The sequence below is a fragment of the Paraoerskovia marina DSM 21750 genome, from assembly GCF_000701465.1.
GTDB lineage: Bacteria > Actinomycetota > Actinomycetes > Actinomycetales > Cellulomonadaceae > Paraoerskovia > Paraoerskovia marina.
The window spans coordinates 59,619-74,882 of record NZ_KL370784.1 but is presented as its reverse complement, the minus strand read 5'-3'; the positions used below and the strand labels follow the sequence as shown (position 1 = coordinate 74,882).

Annotated in this window: 15 protein-coding genes; 14 read left to right on the top strand and 1 reads right to left on the bottom strand. The window is 70.5% G+C overall.

Going from position 1 to position 15,264, the window contains the following annotated elements; all coding sequences use genetic code 11:
- The 12 genes from Q343_RS14710 to Q343_RS0113585 form a co-directional block, all read left to right on the top strand.
- Positions 1–3,666 (top strand): hypothetical protein (locus Q343_RS14710; protein WP_162175496.1); only part of this gene is annotated, 3,666 nt, incomplete at its 5' end.
- 227 nt (positions 3,667–3,893) lie between these two features.
- A complete protein-coding gene (locus Q343_RS0113635) occupies positions 3,894–5,072 on the top strand; it encodes a toxic anion resistance protein (RefSeq protein ID WP_029254116.1) in 1,179 nt (392 codons plus the stop codon).
- Between the two features lie 9 nt (positions 5,073–5,081).
- Positions 5,082–5,546: a hypothetical protein gene (locus Q343_RS0113630; protein WP_029254115.1), complete on the top strand. Its 465-nt coding sequence runs from the start codon at positions 5,082–5,084 to the stop codon at positions 5,544–5,546.
- On the top strand, positions 5,543–6,112 hold the full coding sequence (locus Q343_RS0113625; protein ID WP_029254114.1) for a TerD family protein: 570 nt from the start codon (positions 5,543–5,545) through the stop codon (positions 6,110–6,112). Before Q343_RS0113630 ends, Q343_RS0113625 begins: the two co-directional genes overlap by 4 nt.
- Complete coding sequence (locus Q343_RS0113620; protein ID WP_029254113.1) at positions 6,109–6,828, top strand: hypothetical protein; 720 nt, start codon at positions 6,109–6,111, stop codon at positions 6,826–6,828. Before Q343_RS0113625 ends, Q343_RS0113620 begins: the two co-directional genes overlap by 4 nt.
- 31 nt (positions 6,829–6,859) lie before the next feature.
- Entirely contained in the window at positions 6,860–7,447 is a 588-nt protein-coding gene (locus tag Q343_RS0113615; RefSeq protein WP_029254112.1) for a TerD family protein, read from the top strand.
- A gap of 5 nt (positions 7,448–7,452) precedes the next feature.
- The gene (locus Q343_RS0113610; protein WP_029254111.1) at positions 7,453–8,040 is read left to right on the top strand and encodes a TerD family protein; all 588 of its coding nucleotides are present in this window, start codon (positions 7,453–7,455) and stop codon (positions 8,038–8,040) included.
- A 29-nt stretch (positions 8,041–8,069) separates the two neighbouring features.
- The gene (locus tag Q343_RS0113605; protein ID WP_052367262.1) at positions 8,070–9,263 is read left to right on the top strand and encodes a DUF475 domain-containing protein; all 1,194 of its coding nucleotides are present in this window, start codon (positions 8,070–8,072) and stop codon (positions 9,261–9,263) included.
- A gap of 42 nt (positions 9,264–9,305) precedes the next feature.
- Positions 9,306–9,899, top strand: a complete 594-nt coding sequence (locus tag Q343_RS0113600) for a TerD family protein (protein WP_029254109.1) — start codon at positions 9,306–9,308, stop codon at positions 9,897–9,899.
- Between the two features lie 10 nt (positions 9,900–9,909).
- Positions 9,910–10,641 (top strand): HAD family hydrolase, encoded by a 732-nt coding sequence (locus Q343_RS14705; protein ID WP_029254108.1) that lies wholly within the window; start codon positions 9,910–9,912, stop codon positions 10,639–10,641.
- Entirely contained in the window at positions 10,638–11,465 is an 828-nt protein-coding gene (locus Q343_RS14700) for a phosphoribosyltransferase family protein (RefSeq protein ID WP_029254107.1), read from the top strand. Before Q343_RS14705 ends, Q343_RS14700 begins: the two co-directional genes overlap by 4 nt.
- Entirely contained in the window at positions 11,462–12,307 is an 846-nt protein-coding gene (locus Q343_RS0113585) for a phosphoribosyltransferase family protein (RefSeq protein WP_029254106.1), read from the top strand. Before Q343_RS14700 ends, Q343_RS0113585 begins: the two co-directional genes overlap by 4 nt.
- Positions 12,308–12,326: 19 nt before the next feature.
- Here the strand turns inward: Q343_RS0113585 and Q343_RS0113580 are convergent, their stop codons facing one another.
- Positions 12,327–12,995 carry an SDR family oxidoreductase gene (locus Q343_RS0113580; RefSeq protein WP_029254105.1) on the bottom strand — a complete coding sequence of 223 codons (669 nt, stop codon included), beginning with the start codon at positions 12,993–12,995 and terminating at the stop codon, positions 12,327–12,329.
- 435 nt (positions 12,996–13,430) lie between these two features.
- Between Q343_RS0113580 and Q343_RS0113575 the strand changes: the two genes are divergently transcribed.
- Together Q343_RS0113575 and Q343_RS14260 are read left to right on the top strand one after the other, a co-directional pair.
- A complete protein-coding gene (locus Q343_RS0113575) occupies positions 13,431–14,390 on the top strand; it encodes a daunorubicin resistance protein DrrA family ABC transporter ATP-binding protein (RefSeq protein ID WP_029254104.1) in 960 nt (319 codons plus the stop codon).
- On the top strand, positions 14,387–15,208 hold the full coding sequence (locus tag Q343_RS14260) for an ABC transporter permease (protein WP_052367261.1): 822 nt from the start codon (positions 14,387–14,389) through the stop codon (positions 15,206–15,208). The genes Q343_RS0113575 and Q343_RS14260 overlap by 4 nt, the downstream gene beginning before the upstream one ends.
- Positions 15,209–15,264 lie beyond the last annotated feature (56 nt).

Here is a 15,264-nt window from a genome sequence, read left to right as displayed (position 1 = left end):
CAGGTGATTCAGCAGTCGTCGGTCGAGACGGACTGGCAGCTGCGCGTCGGGAACCAGACGCCGCTGCTCACGGGCACGATGCCGGCCGATGGTGACCGGACGTATCACGCGTTGAAGTCGGCCGTCGATGGCGTGAAGATTCACTGGGACGGTGGAAGCAAGGGCACGTTCTCGACGAACGAGACCCAGCCGTGCTCCTACCCCGAACCGGTGGTCGCCCCGAAGCTGAATGCTGGATTTGTGTGCTTGGCGACGCAGGACGGTCCGGTGGAGAACGTGCCGGGTGGTCAGGAGTTCGCTGCTGGTGACTACGTCGTTCAGGTGATTCAGGATTCGTCGGTCGAGACGGCCTGGCAGATGCGTGTGGGCAACGGTCCGGCGCTGCTGGAGGGCACGATGCCTGCTGATGGTGACCGGACGTATCACGCGTTGACGTCGCCGGCTGCTGGTGTCTCGATCTTCTGGGACGGTGGCAAGAAGGGCACGTTCTCGACGAACGAGACCCAGCCGTGCTCCTACCCCGAGGTCCCGGTCGTCCAGCAGTGCGAGTCCTTCGAGACGGTCACGTTCGCGGACCTGACGGACTGGGACACGTCGGAGAGCCACTCGGGCGGCTCGTCCGAGGTCACGACCGCCGGTCTTGAGGTTCACAACCCTCAGGGCGGCAAGGCTGTCGGCTACAACGGTCTCTCGTTCGACCTCGCGGTCGCCGGTGCTCCGTCGATGGAGTGGACCGGGACCGGTACGGCGCCCGGGCTCCAGATGGGTGTCGACCTGAACGGCGACGACAAGTGGGACGGCGTCCTGGTCAATGAGGCGTACAACTACCCGACCCGCGCTGACCAGTGGTGGTTCACCAAGACGACGTTCGACGCGCCCGTCGAGAGCACCTACTTCAGTGGAAGCTCCAGCGGCTACGGCACGCTCGACGAGTGGCTCGCCCTGTACCCGGACGCGAACGTCCGCTACGTCGGGTACTCGCTCGGCACCGGTCCGGCCGGTGACGGGGTCATCTCGTCGATGACGTTCAACTGCCACACCTTCACGTTCGCCGCGCCCGAGCCCGTGCTCGAGCCGGTCACGCCCGCGCTCGAGCTCACGCAGCCGGTCTGCACGGCCGTCCCGGGTGAGCTGTTCGGTCAGGAGTTCTCCGACGGCGCGGTCTCGTTCACCAAGAACGAGGGCATCTCGTCGATCCACGTCTTCAACGGCACGGACACGAGCAACGGCAAGCCGTCGAGCTGGTCGGAGCTGGAGCCGGGTCAGTACTTCGTGATCGCCACGCCTGCGGCGGGGCACACGTTCGACGGCGCGCTGACGGACGGCTGGAAGCTCAGCTCGTCCGGCAAGGCGACCTACACCCTCACGGTCGAGCAGCCCGCCGACTGCTGGGAGCCGCTGCCCGCGACGCCGTCGGTCGACGTCGTGCAGCCTGTCTGCACCGCCGTCCCCGGTGAGTTGTTCGGGCAGGACGTGACCGACGGGTCGGTCCAGGTCACGTCGCTCGTCGGCATCCGGTCCGTCTACGTGTTCAACGGCACCGACGTCAGCACCGGCAAGCCGGACGACCTCGGTGCTCTGGCCCCGGGTGCGTACAACGTGATCGCGACGCCGGCCAACGGCTTCACGTTCGACGGTGCGCTCGCCGAGGGCTGGAAGCTCAGTCCCTCGGGCAAGGCGACGTTCGCCTTCACCATCGACGAGGCTGCCGACTGCTGGGAGCCCCTCGAGGTCACGCCGGTCACCCCGGAGTGGGACGACCAGTGCGGTGCGTCGATGAACCTGTCGGCCACCACGACGCCGGTCGAGGGGATCTCCTACGAGGTCACCGAGACCAAGAACGGCCTGAAGGTCGTCGCGACGCCGGACGAGGGCTACATCCTCACCGACAAGCCGAGCGACACGAAGAACCCCGACTCGTGGCAGTGGACCAAGGGCGACTCGTTCGAGCTCTGCGACGCGACCCCCGCGGTCGAGGTCGCGCAGGCGCAGTGCGAGGCCGTCCCGGGTGAGTTGTTCGGTCAGTCCGTCACGGCCGGGTCGGTCTCCGTCCCCGAGCTCGACGGTGTGAAGTCGGTCTACGTCTTCAACGGCACGGACGTGAACAACGGCAAGCCTGGCGACCTGGGTGCGCTCGCCGCCGGTGACTATCTCGTGATCGCGACGCCGGAGGCCGACTTCTCGTTCGACGGGAACCTCGGTGACGGGTGGGAGCTGAGCCCCTCGGGCAAGGCGACCTACGCGTTCACCATCGACGAGGCGGCCGACTGCTGGGAGCCGATCGAGGTCACCGCGGCCACCCCGACCGTCGTCGACCAGTGCGGGACCGAGGGTGACGAGGTCGTCCTCCCCGAGGTCGACGGTGTCTCGTACGAGGCATGGGTCGCGCCGTCGGGCGACTGGCGGGTCAAGGCCACGGTTCAGGACGGCTACGCCCTGTCGAACCACTCGGCCAACGACGAGTCGGTCAAGTGGTTCACGTTCGAGCGGGACACCCGTGACTGCGTGACGGCGACGCCTCCGGTCGTCGACCAGCAGTGCGGTCTCGGCGCCGACGGGATCTCCTTCCCGCAGATCGACGGCGTCAGCTACTCGGCCGACCAGGTCGACGGCGCGTGGATCGTCACGGCCGTCGTCGACGGAGCCGCGCACATCCTGGAGAACGCCGACGTCGAGGGTGGCTCCACGGTCACCTGGCCGGTGGACCTGGGTGAGGCGGGGGTCGAGTGCCCGCCCGCGCCCGTCGTCGTCGAGCCGGTCGAGCCGACCGTCGAGGACCAGTGCGGCACGGACGTGAACATCACGGCCACGCTGCCCGAGGTCGAGGGCGTCACGTACAGCACGCAGACCACGGCGGACGGCGTCGTCGTCACCGCGCTCCCGAACCCCGGGTTCGTCCTGGCGGAGGGTGAGGGGCAGGCGGCAGACGCCTGGACCTGGACGTTCACCGACTCGCTCGAGGCGTGCCCCGCCCCGCAGGAGCCGGCTCTGACCGGGTCGGTCGCCACCGGCGAGTGCCTGAAGGACGCGCCGTGGATCTTCTACGACGTCACCCTGACGGACCCGGACGGTCAGTCGACGGGTACCGCGGCACGCATCGTCCTGACGGACGGCACCGAGACGTCGACCGTCGAGCTCGGCGAGCTCGGTGCGGACGGCACGCTCTCGGGCAAGGTGCTGTGGCCCGGTGCCTCGGTCGCCGAGGACGGCGAGACGCCGACCGGGTGGCCGGGCTGGGCGCAGACCGAGGACGGCTCGTGGGTCGAGACCGACGGGAACTTCGCGTGGACCCGGGGGGACATCACGGCGACGCTCGAGGTCAACCCGGAGATCTCGGTCGACCTCTCCTACCCGCCGGCGACGCCTGACTGCGCAGCGGCACCGCCGGTCACGGAGACAGGGGCCGAGACGACGGAGCCCACGGACCCCGACACCACGGCGCCGTCGACCGAGGGCGAGCCCGAGGCGTCCGAGGCGTCCGAGACCCCGGACTCCGAGGTGCTCGGCACCTCGATCCCGTCGCCCGAGGGGTCGGACGTCGCCGCTGAGGTGACGGACGAGGGCGGGCTGGCCGAGACCGGTGCGGATCTCGCACTGCTCGGACTCGTCGCGCTCGGGCTCCTGACGGTCGGAGCCGGTGTGCTGGCGTTCCGCCGCCTGGCCTGATCCCGCACGACGACGCCCCGGCACCTTCCGTCGAGAAGGTGCCGGGGCGTCGTCGTACCCGGCATGGGAAAGGTGCAAACCGGTATATTCGGTCGAACCGATAGCACGGACTGAAAGGGTCGATCTTCGCGTGTCCGTCATACGGTCACTTCTCCGTCTATAAGCGGTAACGCATATCGTCAGGACGGCCAAGAATCGTATTGCCGAAAAGACGGAGCAGAAGTTCAATGTCGACGCCGACCGCATCCGCGGCACCCCTGATCCTCGAGGCCCCCGCGGCCCCTCCCGTCGTCACTCCGGAGCAGGCCGTGTCCACGGTCGCGGCCCAGAGCCCGGTCGCGCTGGAGAAGCAGACCGAGGCCCGCCGCAAGGCCGAGGTGCTCGTCGCGGAGCTCGTCTCGGTGGACGAGAAGTCCCCGGACTTCTCGCGTCGCGTCGACGGCATCGGCGCGCTCGGGGCCAAGGAGCTGCGGACGTCCGCCCAGGCCTCGAACCGCATGCTCGAGCGCCCGGCGGCCCAGGCCTCCGCGTCGAGCCCGCAGGGCAAGGTCGGCCGGACGCTCGTCGACCTGCGCAACACCGTCACGGAGCTCGACCCGAACCGGGCCGACCTCGTCGGCGTGAAGAAGGTCCTGAAGTGGCTGCCCGGCGGCAACAAGGTCGACCGGTACTTCGCGCGCTACCAGTCCGCCCAGTCGCACCTGGACTCGATCATCCGCTCGCTGTCCTCCGGGCAGGACGAGCTGCGCAAGGACAACGCCGCGATCGACGTCGAGCGCAACCGCCTGTGGGAGACCATGGGTCGTCTCGGCGAGATCAAGGCCGAGCTCGACGTCCTCGACACGGTCGTCGAGGAGAAGATCGCCGAGCTCGAGGTCTCCGGCCAGCAGGAGAAGGCCGACGCGATGCGCTCGGACGTGCTCTTCGCCGTCCGCCAGCGGAGCCAGGACGTGATGACGCAGATGGCGGTCTCGGTCCAGGGCTACCTCGCGATGGACCTGATCCGCAAGAACAACCTCGAGCTCGTCCGCGGCGTCGACCGCGCGCAGAACACCACGGTGGCCGCCCTGCGGACCGCGGTGATCGTCTCGCAGGCCCTCGGGCAGCAGAAGCTGGTGCTCGACCAGATCAACGCGCTGAACTCGACCACCTCGGACCTGATCGAGTCGACCTCGCGCCAGCTCCGCCAGCAGGGGGCCGAGATCCAGCAGCAGGCCGCCACCAGCACGCTCGAGGTGCAGAAGCTCGAGGCCGCGTTCGAGAACGTCTTCGCGACCATGGACGCCATCGACACCTTCCGCGCCCAGGCGACCGAGACCATGGCGACCACCATCGGGCAGCTCGAGCAGCAGGTCGAGCGCGCACGTCCGTACGTGGAGCGGACCCGCCAGGCAGACGTGGTCTGACCCGACCCGATGTCTGAACGACTGTTCGGCCGGATCTTCGGCCGCGCGACGAGTGCTGTCTCGGCGGCCGTCGAGCCCGTCCTGGACGAGCGCGCCGAGCTGGCCCAGATGGTCGACCGGGCGGACGCCCAGGTCGAGGCGGCCGCGGGCACGCTCCCCGCGGACGCCGTCGTGCTCGCCCGGCGCGTCACGGACCGGCTGCGCGTCGTCCTCGCACGGGACGAGATCCGGACCGAGGTGCGGGTGGCCGTCCGCGGCATGGCCGGTGACTACCTGCCGACCTCGGTGAGCCGGCACCTCGCCGTCGTGCGCCACGACCACGACGACGCGCACGACGCGCGCCTCGTCGACCAGCTGGAAGTCCTGTACGGCGCCGCGGAGGAGCTCGTCGAGGCCGTCGTCGACGACGACCTGCGGGCGCTCGAGGCTCAGGGGATCTTCCTGGAGACACGATTTACGGGGAGTGACCTGTGAGTACCGGTGGAATCGCCCGGGGCGGCAACGTCTCGCTGACCAAGGAGAACCCCGGGCTGTCCGCGGTCGCGGTTGGCGTCGAGTGGGATCGCACGCTGGAGCCGGCGCTGGCCGAGAGCCTGACGCTCGCGGCGGTGCTCTGCGGCGCCGACGGTCGCGCCGTGGGTCGCGAGAGCCTGGTCTTCTGGAACCAGATGACGTCGTCCGACCTCTCGGTCGCGGCCCTCGACTCCGCGCTGGGGCACGACGTCGAGCAGGTCGAGGTCTTCCTCGCGGACGTCCCGGACACGGTCAGCAAGGTCGTCTTCGTGCTGTACGTGAACGAGGGCAGCCCACGACGTCGGACGCTCGGCCAGCTCTCCACGTGCCGGGTGCGCGTCCTCGACGCGGAGTCCGGGCGGCCGCTCGCCTCCTCGGAGAACCTTGCGGCGTCGTTCGGCACCGAGACTGCCGTGCTGCTCGGCGAGGTCTACCGCCACCGCGAGCACTGGAAGTTCAAGGTGGTCGGGCAGGGGTACTCGGCAGGCCTGCGCGGCGTCACCGACGAGTTCGGGCTGACGTCTTGACCGACACCTCGGCCTTCCTGCGCGTCCGACGGCGGCCCCGGGCCACCCCGGCACCCGTTGCGCCGTCCCCCGTCGCATCGGCAGCCGCGCACGTCCCCGCACCGGTCGCCCCGCCGACCGCACCCGACCGCCGTCGTGCGTCCCGACGCCCGGCGCCGACGCTGCTCACCCAGGTCCCCGTCCTCGAGCCGGGCTCGTTCCGGCAGCTCGGGCCGGCCGACCCGGTGGTGCAGCTCGACCGGGTCCAGGCGGCCACGGGCAGCCTGGCCGTCGAGGTCCACGCGCCCGACGCCGTCCGCGCGGCGGTCTTCGTCGAGACGAGCGACGGAGACGCACGGACCCACGCGGTCGTCGTCGGCCCGCTGCCGGGCCACGCTCCGTCGGCGTCGCGCCCCGTCGTGACCCTGAACGGCACGAGCGTGGCCGTCGACCTCGGTGCAGGTCCGGCGCTCCGGCGCTTCGCGCTCGCGCTGACGGGCGCCCGGGACGAGGGTGTCGTCGCGATCTCGACCTTCGACGGTGCCCGCGTCGAGATCCCGGTCCGTGCCACCGGCGGTGGCGAGACCGCGGTGGTGCTGCTCGGCACCCGGACCCGTGGCGGACTGGTGCTGCGCGCGCAGGGGCGGCGGGTCGACGACGGTCTTCGCGGCGTCGCCCGCGCCCACGGGTTCGACCGCATCTCCTGGCAGGACCCTGCGACCCCCGTCGCAGGCTGAACGGTTCATCACACATGACGAAAGGACGATGATGGCTATCACGCTGGCCAAGGGCGGGAACATCTCGCTGGAGAAGGTCGCCCCCGGTATGACGCACGCATGCGTCGGGCTCGGCTGGGACCCCCGCACGACGGACGGTGCGCCGTTCGACCTCGACGCCTCCGCGATCCTCCTGGGCGCGGACGGCAAGGCGCTCTCGGACGGGCACTTCGTCTTCTACCACAACCTGCAGGACCCCTCTGGGAGCGTCGTGCACCAGGGCGACAACCTCACGGGCGCCGGTGACGGTGACGACGAGACCATCAACGTCGACCTGCCCGGCATCCCCGCGCAGGTGCAGCGCATCGTCATCCTCGCCTCGATCCACGACGCCGCGGCTCGCGGGCAGAACTTCGGACAGGTCGCCGACGCCTACGTGCGCGTCTACGACGGCGACTACCCGCACGACCTCTCCAAGGTTGTCACGTACGACCTGGGCGAGGACGCGTCCATGGAGACCGCGCTGGTCTTCGGCGAGCTCTACCGCCACGGCACGGACTGGAAGTTCCGCGCGATCGGGCAGGGCTACTCGAGCGGTCTGGCCGGCGTCATCGCCGACTACGGCCTGCAGGCGGGCTGATCACGATGGTCGTCAACCTCAGCAAGGGTGCCAACGTCTCGCTCGCCAAGGTCGCGCCCGGGATGTCCCGGGCCGTCGTCGGACTCGGCTGGGACATCCGGACGACGGACGGCGCACCGTTCGACCTCGACGCCTCCGCGCTCGTCCTCGGCGCCGACGGCAAGGTGCTCTCGGACGCGCACTTCGTCTTCTACAACAACCTTCGTGACCCGTCGGGCTGCGTCGTCCACGCGGGGGACAACCGCACGGGAGCCGGTGACGGCGACGACGAGCAGCTGAACGTCGACCTCGGCGGCCTCTCGCCCGACGCCGCCCGGATCGTCTTCGTCGCGAGCATCGAGTCCGCCGACGAGCGCGGGCAGACCTTCGGGCAGGTCTCGGGCGCGTACATCCGTGTCGTCGACGGGGACGACCCCGCGAACGGGGACTCGAGCGTCCGCTTCGACCTCGGCGAGGACGCCGCCATGGAGACCGCGCTGGTCTTCGGCGAGCTCTACCGCCACGAGTCGGGCTGGAAGTTCCGGGCGATCGGCCAGGGCTACACGACGGGTCTCGCCGGCGTCGTCACCGACTTCGGCATCGGCGTCGGCTGACGCCGACCACACACTGAGGAGCATCTCGCATGGACACCGTCAGACATTTCAAGTGGGACATCATCGTCCTCGTCGCAGCGCTGGTCATCGCGTTCGTGTACCAGGGCTGGGCGGCCGTCTGGCTCGCCTCGATCCTGATCGTCGTCGAGATCGTGTTCTCGTTCGACAACGCGGCGGTGAACGCGAAGTACCTGACCAGGATGAACGACTTCTGGCAGAAGATGTTCCTCACCGTCGGCATCCTCATCGCCGTCTTCGGCATGCGGCTGATCTTCCCGTTCGTGATCGTCTGCGTCAGCGGGGGGATCACGCCGGTGGAGGCAGTCACGCTCGCGATGGAGAAGGGTGACCCGCACGAGCCGGGCACCTACGGGTACATCCTCGAGCAGGCGCACACGAGCATCGCGGCGTTCGGCGGGATCTTCCTGTTCATGCTGTTCCTCGACTTCATCTTCGACTCGGAGCGCGAGATCGCGTGGCTCTCGTGGATCGAGCGTCCGCTGCAGAAGCTCGGCAAGCTCGACGTGCTCACCGTCGTGGTCGCGGGCGTCGTGCTCCTGGTCGCCTCGGACGTGCTGGTCGACGAGTCCGAGCGGGGCACCGTCCTCTTCTCGGGCCTGCTCGGCATGGTGATCTACCTGTCCGTCAACGGGGTCGCCTCGTTGATGGAGGCGCAGGAGGAGAAGCGCGCCGCCGAGCTGGACCGTGCGGCGTCGGGCGCCGGTGCCCAGGTCCGCCTGGCCGGCAAGGCGGCGTTCTCGATGTTCATGTTCCTCGAGGTCCTGGACGCGACGTTCTCGTTCGACGGCGTCATCGGGGCGTTCGCGATCACGCCGGACCCGATCATCATCGCCCTCGGGCTCGGCGTCGGGGCGCTCTTCGTCCGGTCCATGACGGTCTACCTCGTCCGTCGCGGGACCCTGGCCGAGTACCGCTACCTCGAGCACGGGGCGCACTGGGCGATCGGCGCGCTCGCCACCCTGCTGATCCTCACGCTCGCGTTCGACATCCCCGAGCTGGTCATCGGCCTCACGGGCCTGGCCTTCATCGTCACCGCGTGGACCGCGTCCGTCGTCGTCAACCGGCGCGAGGCCGCGTCCGCCGACGAGACGACTGCCCCGCCGGCCGATCAGGACGCGGACGTCGACCAGGACGAGGACCCCACCGCCGGATCCGGCGGTGACCACGACGACAGCCCGGTCGCCGTCGGCGCCGATCGCTGACGCTGCACCGCGACCACCCCTTCAAGAACTCAGGAGAACCACATGGCTATCAGCCTCGCCAAGGGTCAGACGATCGATCTGACGAAGAACGACACCGGATCCGACCTGCGCACCGTCCGGCTCGGCCTCGGCTGGGACGTGAAGGTCGTCGAGAAGAAGACCCTGTTCGGTGGCACCAAGCAGGTCCAGCGCAACATCGACCTGGACGCCTCGGCGCTCCTGATCGGTGAGGGACGCGTCCTCGACATCGTCTTCTTCGGCCAGCTGCGCTCCAAGGACGGGTCCGTCCAGCACACCGGCGACAACCTCACGGGTGCCGGCGACGGCGACGACGAGTCGATCGTCGTGAACCTCTCGGCGCTCGCCCCGAGCGTGGAGCACGTCGTCTTCACGGTGAACTCGTACTCCGGGGACAGCTTCGCCGAGATCGACAACGCCTACGTGCGTGCCGTGAACGCCGACGCCGGCGACGCCGAGCTGGCGCGGTTCGGGCTCTCGGAGTCCGGTCCGCACACCGCCCTCGTGATGGCCCGGGTCTCGCGCTCGGCCACCGGCTGGAAGTTCACCGCGATCGGCACGCCGGGGCACGCGAAGACGGCGCACCAGCTCGCGCCGCTCGCCCTGGGCGCGATCTGATCGTCCGACCGTGACGAGCGAGCAGGCGTCCACGGGCCTTCCCGGGACCGACGTCCCCCGGGCGGTGAGCTTCGACATCTGGCTCACGCTGGTACGCAGCAACCCGGACTTCAAGGGAGCCCGCGCGGCGGCGTTCCACGAGGTGCTGGGGCTGACGGGGCCGGTGGACGACTTCGCCGCCACGCTCCGTGAGGCGGACCGTCGTACCGACCGTGAGTGCGAACGCACCGGGGTCGACCTCGACGTGCGGCATCGCGTCGGGGCGGCCCTGGTCGCGTCCGGTAGGGGCGACGTGGTGGACGCCCCTACCGTGCGTCGCCTGCTCGAGGCGCAGGACGCCCTCGTCGAGGCCCACCCGCCGCGCGCGATGCATCCGGGTCTTGCCCAGGGCCTCGCCGCGCTGTCGGCGTGGGTCCCGCTCGCGGTGACCAGCAACACGGGCATGATCCCGGGCGTGACGATGCGCCGCGTCCTCGCGCGTCTGGGTCTCCTCGACCCGTTCGTCGTCACGACCTTCTCGGACGAGGTCGGTCGGGCCAAGCCCGACCGGGCGATCTTCCGGGCGACGGTCGACGCCCTCGGCGTGCCGGCGTCGACCGTCCTCCATGTGGGGGACAACCCGGAGGCCGACGTCGCGGGCGCCACCACGGCCGGGCTCGTCCCGTGCCTCGTCGACTCGCCGGAGTCGGTCCACGCGGTCGTGCAGAACCTCGTCGCCGCACGTGCGGAGGGCGCGGCGTGACAGCGACGGTCCGTCGCGTCGCCACGTGGACCGTCGACCACGACCCGTGGACGTCGGGCCTCGACGTCGCGGCGTACTCGCGGATGAAGCACGGGAGCGTGGCCGACCTGTGCGACTTCGGCACCGCCGTCGGACGGGACCTCCTGACGCAGGTCCCCGAGCTTGTCGAGGACCCCGCGGAGGTGGTGTTCCCCGTCGCGTACCTCGCGGTGCGTCCGGCGTGCTGGTTCCTCGCCCGGCACGCCCTCGACGTCGTCGACCACGAGCGATCACGCCGTGGGCGCCCGCCCGGCCGGATCGTGCACGTCCACAAGGACGCCGTGACGGCGCGGGACTACGCGACGGCGGACGCGGCCGACCGGGCCGCCGAGCTGGCCTCGATCAGCTTCACGCTGCGTGAGCGGCTCGACGGCGCGCAGGTCGTCGTCGTCGACGACGTGCGGGTGACGGGCTCGGCCGAGCGCACGATCTTCGCGGCGCTCGCGGCGGCAGGAGACCGGCCACGGCGGGAGGTCGCCGCCTACGTCGCCGTGATGGACGGTGCGGCGGCTCAGGACCCGAGCATCGAGTCGCGGCTCAACCTCGCCGCGGCGGCATCGCTCGACGACCTGGCCGAGCTCGCACGCGCGGGCGAGATGCACCTGACCATCCGGATGCTCAAGCGGGTGCTCGGTGCCGACGGGAGTGAGCGTCGCAGGTTCCTCGCGGAATGCACGCCCGACCTCGTCGAGGAGATGCGCGCGGGCGCGCTCGCGACCGGCCCCGCGTTCGTCGAGTCCTACCGCGACGGGATCGCCGATCTCGAGCGGGTCCCGGCGACGTGACGTCGGGGTTCCTGACGCTCGCGACCGTACGGCCCGACGCCGCGGGCCGCCCGGTCGTCCGTGCCCGCCACCGCGTCGTCGACCTGGCGGCCTACAGCCGCTTCAAATATGGCGACGGGCTCGTCGCCGTCGAGCTCGCGTCGGCCCTCGCGTCCCTCGCGGCCCGCGTCCCCCGCCTGCTGAGCGACCCGCGGGGCTTCCTCGTCGCCGTGCCGGGGTACGACGTCGCGCCGCCGGCCGCCGCGAGCCTGCTCGCCCCGTTCCTCGGCGAGCTCGGGGCGTCGCACCCGTACCCGTCGCCGCCGCGTGCCGCGGTGCGCGTCCGACGCCGCCGTGCCTCGCCGTCGGACTTCGCCGCGATGTCCCACGCGCAGCGCGGGCTCGCCCTCCGGGCCACGGACCTCGAGGTCGTCGACGACGTCCGGGGGCGCACCGTCGTCGTGCTCGACGACGTCCGCGTCACCGGGACGCACGAGCGCGCGATGACCGACGCCCTGCGCTCCGCCGGTGCCGGCCGGATCATTCACCTCTACGTGCTGAGCACCGGCGGCGACGACCCGACGATCGAGGCGCGCATCAACGCGGTCGCGGTGCGCACGGTCGCCGACATGGCCGCCCTCGCGCAGATGGCGGGCTACGTGCCGAACGCGCGCGTGCTGCGGGCGCTCATGACCGCCTCGGCGGCCGAGGTCGAGGAGTTCTGCGCGTCGGTGCCGGAGTCGGTGCGCCGATGGGTCGAGGAGACCGTCCGGACGGACACGCTCGGCGCCGCACCGGCGAACCGTGCGGGCGCCGAGCGGGTGCTCGACGTGCTGCGGGGCGCGTGGGCGGCCGGAGCCTGACCGCACGCCCCGCGGACCGTCAGTGGCTCAGCGCCGCACCGATCGGGGTGCCACCGTCGGTGTACCGGATGAACTGGCCGACGCTCGCGGGTGAGGCCAGCGCCTCGGCGATCGTCAGCGCGACGTTGCCGCGCGAGGTGCCCATCTCGTCGTTGCCCGGCAGCTGCGAGTCCTCGCCGTAGACGGCGATCTGGCCGGTGGCCTCGTCCTCGGTCAGGGCGCCCGGGCCCAGGATCGTCCAGTCGAGCTCGCTGTCACGAAGGTGCAGATCCGCTGTCACCTTGGCGTCGGTGTACGGGTAGAACGAGTCCGTCTCGGGGACGCCGTGGTTCGGGACCGCGCCGATGAACGACACCATCACGTACCGGCCGACGCCCGCGCCCTTGGCCGCGTCCATCGAGCGGATCGCGGCGTCGCGGTCGACGGCGTACGTCGTCTCCGCACCGCCCTTGCCGCCGGCTCCTGCGGACCACACGACGGCGTCGTGGCCACGGAAGGCCTCGACCATGCGCTCGAACGAGGCGCCCGCGACGTCGAGCACCAGAGGTGTCGCGCCGAGTTTCTCGATCGACTCCGACTGGTCCTCGCTGCGAATGATCCCGCTGACCTCGTGGCCGCGGTCGACGAGCTCGGGGATGGCGAGCTGTCCGACCTTGCCGTGCGCGCCGATGAGAGCGATCTTCGCCATGGGGTCCTCCTTGAAGCGGTGGGGGACGCGCTGGTGGCGCGCCCTCGGAACCTTCTCCACGCTGCCCTCTCGGGAAGTTGCTCGCCACCCACGAGGCCCGACGGCGGGGGTGCTCTGAGCGAACAGGCTATTCCCGAACGCTGGTCGAGCCTGTCGAGGCCCCGCTGGTCGAGCCTGTCGAGACCGGGTTTCGACGAGCTCAACCCGCGCTGGTCGAGCCTGTCGAGACCGGGTTTCGACGAGCTCAACCCGCGCTGGTCGAGCCTGTCGAGACCGGGTTTCGACGAGCTCAACCCGCGTCGGTCGAGCTCAACCCGCGCTGGTCGAGCCTGTCGAGACCAGACCCGACGCGCGAGTGTCGGTGGCGCTCGTCACACTGAGACCCGGACTGCACGACGGCGCGTCACCGGACACGCCCATGCCGGGAGGTGGCAGATGGACGGACCAGCGATCCGCGCGGACGGGATCACGAAGAGATTCGGCGACAAGGTCGCGCTTGACGCCGTCGACCTGGAGGTGCACGCGGGGGAGATCTACGGATTCCTCGGGCCGAATGGTGCCGGGAAGTCGACGCTGACGCGCGTGCTCTGCACTCTCCTGGCGCCGACCGAAGGGCGAGCGACGGTGGCGGGGCACGACGTCGACAAGGAACCGACTGCCGTCCGGCTGCGGATCGGTGTCGCGCTCCAGGAGGCCGCGCTCGACGACAAGCAGACGGGTGTCGAGCTGCTCCGGCTGCAGGGCCGCTTCTACGGTCTGACCAAGGCCGAGACCGATCAGCGGCTGTCCGACCTGCGCCGTCTGATCGACATCGGTGACGCCCTCGACCAGCGGGTCGCGACCTACTCGGGCGGCATGCGGCGTCGGCTCGACCTCGCGATGGCGCTGGTCCACAACCCGCAGGTGCTCTTCCTCGACGAGCCGACGACGGGACTCGACCCGGTCAGCCGTGTCGCGGTCTGGGAGGAGGTCAGGCGGCTCAACGACGAGCTCGGGATGACGGTCTTCCTCACGACGCAGTACCTCGAGGAGGCGGACGAGCTCGCCGACCGGGTCGGGATCATCGCGGGCGGGAAGATCGTCGCGGAGGGGCCGCCCGCCGAGCTCAAGCGGTCGATCGGCTCGGACCTGGTGGTTGTCGACGTCGAGGACGACCACGTGGACGGGGCGCGGCGCACGCTCGACGCGGTCGACGGCGCCGGCGAGATCCAGGTGGAGGGCACCCGGCTGACGGTGCCGGTCGAGGACGGCGCGCGGTCGCTGAGCCCGATCGCGGTCGCGCTGTCCGAGGCGTCGGTGCAGGTCACCGAGCTCGCGCTGCGGCGTCCGACGCTCGACGACGTGTTCTTCGACGTGACCGGGCAACGGATCGTGGAACAGGAGGACGTGTCATGAGCACTCGCGAGCAGGCTGCACGCGACGAGTCCGAGGCCACCGGCATCGTCGGTCGCCCCGCAGGGTTCTGGCGAGATCTGAGCTCTGTCGCGCTCCGCGCGCTGCGGCAGATCCCGCGCGAGCCCGAGGCGATCATCCCGGCGCTGATCATCCCGCTGTTCTTCTTCGTCGTGAACGTCGGCGCCCTCGGCGACATCGCCGGTGCGACCGGTGTCGAGGACTTCAAGGCCTTCCAGATCCCGGTGGCGATCGTCTTCGCCGTCACCGGCGTGTCCCGGGCGAGCGCTCTCGTCACCGACATCACCGACGGGTACTTCGACCGGCTCCTCGTCTCTCCCGTGCACCGGACCGCGCTGCTGCTCGGCCTGATGGTCGCCGACCTCGCGCTCGTGATCGGCCTCTCGATCCCGGTCCTGATCCTCGGGTTCGCGCTCGGGGTGACGTTCGAGGCGGGCGTCGTCGGCGTCCTGGTCTTCCTGCTCTTCGCCGGGTCGTGGGGGCTCGCGTTCACCGGGTTCCCCTACGCGATCGCACTGCGCACCGGAAACCCTGCGGCGGTGAACTCCAGCTTTCTGCTCTTCTTCCCGTTCGCGTTCCTCACGACGACGTTCCTGCCGCAGGAGGCGTTGACCGGCTGGCTCGCGACGATCGCCGACTACAACCCCGTGACGTACCTGCTGGCCGCGCTCCGCTCGTTGATCAGCACCGGGTGGGACGTCACCGCCCTGTGGCAGGGGGCTGCCGCGATCCTGCTCGTGGGCGCGGTCAGCTTCACGATCGCGTTCCGGGCGCTGCGGGGCAGGACCTCCCGCAAGTAGCCTGTCGAGACCCCGCTGGTCGAGCCTGTCGAGACCGGGTTTCGACGAGCTCAACC